Consider the following 7,858-nt stretch of genomic DNA (forward strand, 5'->3'; position numbering starts at 1 on the left):
CGGCTCGATGGTCGTCGACATCGGCGGCGGGACGACGGAAGTCGCGGTGATCGCGCTCGGCGGCATCGTCTACCGCGAGGCGATCCGCGTCGGCGGCAACCAGTTCGACGCGGCGATCGTCAACCATGTCCGCAACCTGTATGGCGTGCTGCTCGGCGAGCAGACGGCCGAGCACGTGAAGCAGTCGATCGGCTCGGCCACCAGCGCGGTGCCGCGCAGGTCGACGCGCGCGGTCGGGCGCAGCGTCGGCGACGGCCTGCCGCGCTCGATCGAGCTGTCCAACCACGACGTGGCGGACGCGCTGGTCGCGCCGCTCAAGCAGGTGATCGGCGCGGTGAAGTCGGTGCTGGAGAACGCGCCGGCCGAGCTCGTGACCGATATCGCGAATCGCGGCGTGGTGCTGACGGGCGGCGGCGCGCTGCTCGCGGATCTCGAGCGCCTGCTGTACGACGAGACGGGCCTCGTCGCCCGGATCGCCGACGAGCCGGCCACCTGCGCGGTGCGCGGCGCCGGCGAGGCGATGGGGCGGCTCGCGATGTGCCCGGTCGACTGATTCGGGCTGGGCCGTGCATCGCGGTACGGTCATTCACGTTTCTTCGATCTCCGTAGATCTCCACAGGTTTTCCCTTTCCAGTTGCCTGCCCGCTTCGCCGGGCACGCTGCTCCGGTCGACTTGACGGGAGGCCGGCCATCGTTCGGCATCGGTCCGCCGCGTGGACACCCGAACGCGCACCGTGCTAGCGTTACGCGCCCGCGCGGGGCCGGGCACGCCGAAATGTCCGGCGAGCCCGACGAGTCCGACGACCTGAGAGACCGAAAACCTTGAAAAACCGTACCAAACGGGGCTTCTTCGCCCGAACGGGCCGCCTGCTGGCCATCGTTACCTGCCTGTGGATCGTCGCAGCCGTTGCGCTCGTCGCGCACGGGCTGCGGATGCCGAGCGAGCCGGCCGACGTTGCCGTGATCTTCGGCAATGCGCTCGACGCGACCGGCGCGCCGAAGCCCGTACTCGCCGCCAGGCTCGATGTCGGCGTGCGCTGCTACCGCACGGGGCAGTGCCCGGCGTTCCTGGTCAGCGGCGCGATCGACGGCCCCGGGCTGAACGAGGCGACCGCGATGCGCGACTATCTGGTGGCGCGCGGCGTGCCGGCCGACCGGATCGCGGTGGACGACCAGGGCGACAACACGCTCGCGACGGCGCAGCACACGCTCGCTTACCTGCAGGCGCACCGCGTGTCGCGTGTGCTGATCGTCAGCCAGTTCTACCACCTCGCGCGGGCGCGGCTCGCGTTCGAGCGCGTCGGCATCGCGCGGGCGAACATCTCCGCCGCGTACCCGGCCCGTTTCCAGTTGCGCGACATCTATTCGAGCTGGCGCGAAGTGCCGGCCTACGCGGTGTATGCGGTGCGGTTGTGGGTGAACCCCGATGCGCGGCCCGTCTCGTTCCGGCCGATGCTTTATCTGATACGGCTGTTTTCGTCACGCGGTGCGGATTTTCCGGTCGACGCGTGACGAACATCGACTAACCCTGGACATCCTGGACGTTTCGTCTGACGAATAACGGCGGGCGGATTATCGTGTGTCGATACTTCCCGCGCATGTGGATATTGCGTTGCAAAAAAATTCGGCCGTGATAATCGCTTGGATATCCGTGTTTTCACGGATGCGTCATTTTCGCTGCTGTAAATAAATATCCGGGAAATTGACAAAAAAGGAATGCCGATTTACCTGTCTGACGCGTCCCGATAAGTAAAAAATGCGTGCCCGCCGGACCTCGATCAAATGGGGAAAAGATCGACTGGAAAAGCCTGTTTTTTTGATATAGCCTTGTCTGACAAAAGCAGGGCGGTGATCAAATCAACCAGAAAATCGCTGCAGAAAAACAGGGGCCATCGACATGTCATTCGACTAGTTTCACGCCTGCCTTCCCGGGCCAATTAAAGATACGTCCATGAATTAACCGACGTCGCATCGCGACAGGCGGCGTGGATGCTTTTGTCCGCGATTTTCTGCTGCCGGCCGTTCGATTTCACGGTAATACCAATTCCAATAACGAGGGAAAGCATGAATCTTGCGCGTTCGAAAAAAGCCGGCGAACCGTTTCCGAGATTGCTGTTGCCGACGGGCGTTTTCCTGGCGTTGTCCGGCGCCGGTATCGTGCCCGCCCAGGCGACCTGCAGCACGGCGGGCACGACGGTGACCTGCTCCGGGGTCGCCAACCCGCTTGCGCCGAGCTATGCGAACAGCGCGAACAACGTCCAGGCCACCGTCAATCCCGGCGCGAGCGTGGGCGTTCTGCTCGGCGTCGGCGGCACCGCGATGTCGCTGACCGGCAACGGCGTCAGGCTGACCAACAACGGCACGATCGACCCGTCCGCACTCGGCTCGGGCCTCGGCGTGCTGTCGAGCGGGGCAGTGGTCGGCAATGCGTCCGCGAGCGCGAACACCACGGTCGTCAACAACGGCACGATGAACGGCTCGACCGGCGTGGCGATCAGCGGCGTGACGGGCATGGCGCTGTCGGTCCAGAACGGCACGGGCGGTACGTCGACGATCAACAACACCGGCACGATCGGCTCGAACCCGCTGGTCGGCGCGATCCTCGTCGGCGCGGACGCGCCCGTGGTGGCTGCGTACGGCGGCGCCACGGTCAACATGACGAACAGCGGGACGATCAACGGCCGCGTGTCGCTCGGCTCGAACGGCACGCCCGGCCAGGGCAATACGTTTACCAACTCGGGCACGATCAACGGCGGCGTGTCGATGGGCGCGAACAGCACCAACACGTTCAATGCCGTGACGGGTTCGTCGGTCAACGCTGCGGGCGGCACCGGCGGCGGGTTCAACATCACGATCGGCCCGAACACGATCAACGTGGCGGCGACGGGAACGGTCGACGGCGGCGCGGGCGGCAACAACACGCTCAACCTGCAGCAGGGCACCAGCGCGAACGGCACGATCGCGGTCAACAACTACGTCAACTTCAATCACGTCGACGTCCAGAGCGGCAACTGGACGATCAACGGCGCGTCGACCGCGCAGGACACGACGCTGGCGGGCGGCGTCGCGATCATCGGCGACAACGCGTCGCTCGGCACCGGTAACGTCACGGCCAACGGCGGCGCGCTGCAGGCGGGTGCCGCGGGGCTCAACGTCGCCAATACCGTGACGCTCGGCACGGGCGGGCTGACGGTGCAGGGCGCGACCGGGCTCACGCTGTCGGGCGCGGTGACGGGCGGCGGCGCGCTGACGAAGAACGACGGCGGCACGCTGACGTTGAACGGCGCGAACAGCTATACGGGCGGCACGAACCTGAACGGCGGCGGCATCGTCGTCGGCAACAACGGGGCGCTCGGCAGCGGTGCGCTGAACGTCAACGCCGCGGCCTCGCTCGACTCGAGTGCGAACACGACGCTCGGCAACAACGTCAATCTCGCCAACAGCAGCACGCTGACGGTCGGCGGCAGCAACAATCTCGGGCTGGCCGGCACCATCAGCGGCAACGGCGGTCTCGTGAAGAACGGCGCGGCGACCACGACACTAACGGGCGCGAACACCTACACGGGCGGCACGACGATCAATGCCGGCACGCTCGCGGTGGGCGCGGGCGGCAGCCTGGCGGCGACCGGTGCGGTGAACCTGGCGAACGCGGGTGCGACGCTCGACCTGAGCGCCGCGACGAGCGCTCAGGCGATCGGCGCGCTGGCGGGCTCGGCCGGTACCAGCGTGAACCTCGGCGGCAATTCGCTGACGCTGAACGGCACCACCAATGCGACGTACGCCGGCTCGATCGGCGGCTCGGGCGGCATCACGCTCTCCGGCAGCGGCACGCAGACGCTGACGGGCACGAACGTGTACTCGGGCGGCACGAACCTGAACGGCGGCAACCTCGCGGTCGGCAGCAATACGGCGCTCGGCATCGGCGCGGTGAACGTCAACGGCTCGTCGTCGCTCGACGCGACCGCCAACGTATCGCTCGCGAACAATGTCAACGTCGCCACCGGCACGACGCTGACGCTCGTCGGCAGCGCCGATGTCGACCTGAACGGCACGGTCTCGGGCGGCGGCGGTCTCGTGAAGAACGGCGCGGCGACCGTGACGCTGTCCGGCGCGAACAACTACGCCGGCGGCACGACGCTGAATGCCGGCGGCCTGGTGCTCGGCAACAACTCGGCACTCGGCACGGGTGCGTTGACCGTCGGCGGCGCGGCGACGCTCGATACGAGCGCGAACCTGTCGGTCAACAACGCCGTCAACCTCGCCACCAGTTCGACGCTGACACTGGGCGGCAGCCATGCGCTCACGCTGAGCGGCGGCATTTCCGGCGCGGGCGCCCTCGTGAAGGACGGCGCGGCGACCACGACGCTGACGGGGACGAACACCTACACCGGCGGCACGACGATCAATGCCGGCACGCTCGCGGTGGGTGCGGGCGGCAGCCTGGCGGCGACCGGCGCGGTGAACCTGGCCAACGCGGGTGCAGCGCTCGACCTGAGCGCCGCGACGAGCGCGCAGACGATCGGCGGGCTGTCGGGGGTGGCCGGGACGAACGTCAACATGGGCGGCAACGGGCTGACGCTGGGCGGGACGGCCAGCGGCACGTTCAGCGGCGCGATCGGCGGCACGGGCAGCCTGACGCTAGCCGGCACCGGCACGCAGACGCTGAACGGCGCAAGCACCTACTCGGGCGGCACGAACCTGAACGGCGGCAGCAGCGTCGTGCTCGGCAACAATGCGGCGCTCGGCACCGGCACGCTGAACGTCGGCGGCGCGGCGACGCTCGACACGAACACGAGCCTGTCGGTCAACAACGCGGTCAATCTTGGCAACGGTTCGACGCTGACGCTCGGCGGTAGCAACGCGCTCACGCTGAGCGGCGGCATTGCCGGCGCGGGCGGTCTCGTGAAGAACGGCGCGGCGACCACGACACTGACGGGCGCGAACACCTACACCGGCGGCACGACGATCAACGCCGGCACGCTCGCGGTGGGCGCGGGCGGCAGCCTGGCGGCAACCGGCGCGGTGAACCTGGCCAACGCGGGCGCGGCGCTCGACCTGAGCGCCGCGACGAGCGCGCAGACGATCGGCGGGCTGTCGGGGGGGGCCGGGACGAACGTCAACATGGGCGGCAACGGGCTGACGCTCGGCGGGACGGCCAGCGGCACGTTCAGCGGCGCGATCGGCGGCACGGGCAGCCTGACGCTGGCCGGCACCGGCACGCAGACGCTGAACGGCGCAAGCACCTACTCGGGCGGCACGAACCTGAACGGCGGCAGCAGCGTCGTGCTCGGCAACAACTCGGCACTCGGCACGGGCACGCTGAACGTCGGCGGTGCGGCGACGCTCGACACGAACACGAGCCTGTCGGTCGACAACGCGGTCAATCTCGGCAACGGTTCGACGCTGACGCTCGGCGGCAGCAACGCGCTCACGCTGACCGGCGGCATCGCCGGCGCGGGCGCTCTCGTGAAGGACGGCGCGGCGACCACGACGTTGACGGCCGCGAACACCTACACGGGCGGCACGACGATCAACGCCGGCACGCTGGCGCTCGGTGCCGGCGGCAGCCTCGCGGCGACGGGCACGGTGAACGTGGCCGGCGCGGGCGCGGCGCTCGACTTGAGCGCCGCGACGGGTGCGCAGACGATCGGTGCACTGAGCGGCGTGGCCGGCTCGGCCGTGAATCTCGGCACGAACGGCCTGACGCTGAGCGGGACAGCCAGCGGCAACTTCGGCGGCACGATCGGCGGCACCGGCGGCCTGACCGTGGCCGGCACGGGCACGCAAACGCTGTCCGGCACGAACACCTACACGGGCGGCACGACGATCAATAGCGGCAGCACGCTGGCGCTCGGCGCGGGCGGCAGCCTCGCGGCGACCGGTACGGTGGACCTCGCCGGTGCGGGCGCGACGTTCAACCTCAGCGGCGCGTCGGGTTCGCAAACGATCGGCGCGCTGACCGGTGCGGCGAATACGAATGTGGATCTTGGCGCGAACGGGCTGACGTTGAGCGGCAACGGCAATCACGCGTTCGGCGGGACGATCGGCGGCACGGGCAGCGTGACGTTCGCGGGCGCCGGCACGCAAACGCTGACGGGTGCGAATACGTACACGGGCGGCACGACGATCAACGGCGGCAGCACACTCGCGCTCGGCGCGAACGGCAGCCTGGCGTCGAGCGGTGCCGTGAACCTTGCCGGCGCAGGCGCGACGTTCAACCTGAGCGGCGCGTCGAGCCCGCAAACGATCGGCGCGTTGAACGGCGCGGCAAATACGAACGTGGATCTTGGCGCGAACGGGCTGACGCTGAGCGGCACGGCCAGCGGCACCTTCGGCGGCGTGATCGGCGGCACGGGCAGCGTGACGTATGCGGGTACCGGCACGCAAACGCTGACGGGTGCGAATACGTACACGGGTGGCACGACGATCAACGCCGGCAGCACGCTGGCGCTCGGCGCGAACGGCAGCCTGGCGTCGGGTGGTGCCGTGAACCTTGCCGGCGCAGGCGCGACGTTCAACCTGAGCGGCGCGTCGGGTGCGCAAACGATCGGTGCATTGAACGGCGCGGCAAATACGAACGTGGATCTTGGCGCGAACGGGCTGACGCTGAGCGGCACGGCCAGCGGCAACTTCGGCGGGACGATCGGCGGCACGGGCGGCGTGACGTTCGCGGGCACCGGCACGCAGACGCTGACGGGTGCGAACACCTACACCGGCGGCACGACGATCAACGGCGGCAGCACGCTTGCGCTCGGCGCCAACGGCAGCCTGGCGTCGGGCGGTGCCGTGAACCTTGCCGGCGCAGGCGCGACGTTCAACCTGAGCGGCGCATCGGGCTCGCAAACCATCGGCGCGTTGAACGGCGCGGCGAATACGAACGTGGATCTTGGCGCGAACGGGCTGACGCTGAGCGGGACGGCCAGCGGCACGTTCGGCGGGACGATCGGCGGCACGGGCGGCGTGACGTATGCGGGCACCGGCACGCAGACGCTGACCGGCGCGAACACCTACACCGGCGGCACGACGATCAACGCCGGCAGCACGCTTGCGCTGGGCGCGAACGGCAGCCTGGCGTCGGGCGGTGCCGTGAACCTTGCCGGCGCAGGCGCGACGTTCAACCTGAGCGGTGCGTCGGGCTCGCAAACGATCGGCGCGTTGAACGGCGCGGTGAATACGAACGTGGATCTTGGCGCGAACGGGCTGACGCTGAGCGGCACGGCCAGCGGCACCTTCGGCGGCGTGATCGGCGGCACGGGCGGCGTGACGTACGCGGGCACCGGCACGCAGACGCTGACGGGTGCGAATACGTACACGGGTGGCACGACGATCAACGCCGGCAGCACGCTGGCGCTCGGCGCGAACGGCAGCCTCGCGTCGGGCAGCGCGGTGAGTCTCGCCGGCACGGGCGCGACGCTCAACCTCGGTGGCGCATCGGGTGCGCAGACGCTCGGCGTGCTGACCGGCGGTACCGGCACGAACGTGAACCTCGGTGCGAATACGCTGACGCTGAACGGCAGCGGCAACAACACGTTCGGCGGCGCGATCGGCGGCACGGGCAGCGTGACGTTCGCGGGTGCCGGCACGCAAACGCTGACCGGCGTGAACACCTACACGGGCGGCACGACGATCAACGGCGGCAGCACGCTGGCGCTCGGCGCGAACGGCAGCCTCGCGTCGGGCAGCGCGGTGAATCTCGCCGGCACGGGTGCGACGTTCGACGTGAGTGGCGCATCGGGCGCACAGACGTTTGGTGCGCTGAGCGGTGCGGTCGGCACGAACGTGAACCTTGGCGGCAACGCACTGACGTTGAACGGAAGCGGCGGGACATTCGGCGGGACGATCGGCGGCACGGGCAGCG

At 69.1% G+C, this 7,858-nt stretch carries 3 protein-coding genes; all 3 read left to right on the forward strand.

What is annotated here, in order from left to right:
• Positions 1–553: rod shape-determining protein (locus L810_RS12885; RefSeq protein WP_042974317.1), on the forward strand; the 553-nt coding region annotated here is incomplete at its 5' end.
• Between the two features lie 269 nt (positions 554–822).
• Positions 823–1,512: a YdcF family protein gene (locus tag L810_RS12890; protein WP_021158797.1), complete on the forward strand. Its 690-nt coding sequence runs from the start codon at positions 823–825 to the stop codon at positions 1,510–1,512.
• Between the two features lie 552 nt (positions 1,513–2,064).
• Positions 2,065–7,858, forward strand: a 5,794-nt coding sequence (locus L810_RS12895; RefSeq protein WP_081712838.1) for a beta strand repeat-containing protein, incomplete at its 3' end; no start/stop codon positions are given.

It is taken from the genome of Burkholderia sp. AU4i, from assembly GCF_000466765.1.
In the GTDB taxonomy this organism is placed as follows: Bacteria; Pseudomonadota; Gammaproteobacteria; order Burkholderiales; family Burkholderiaceae; genus Burkholderia; species Burkholderia cepacia.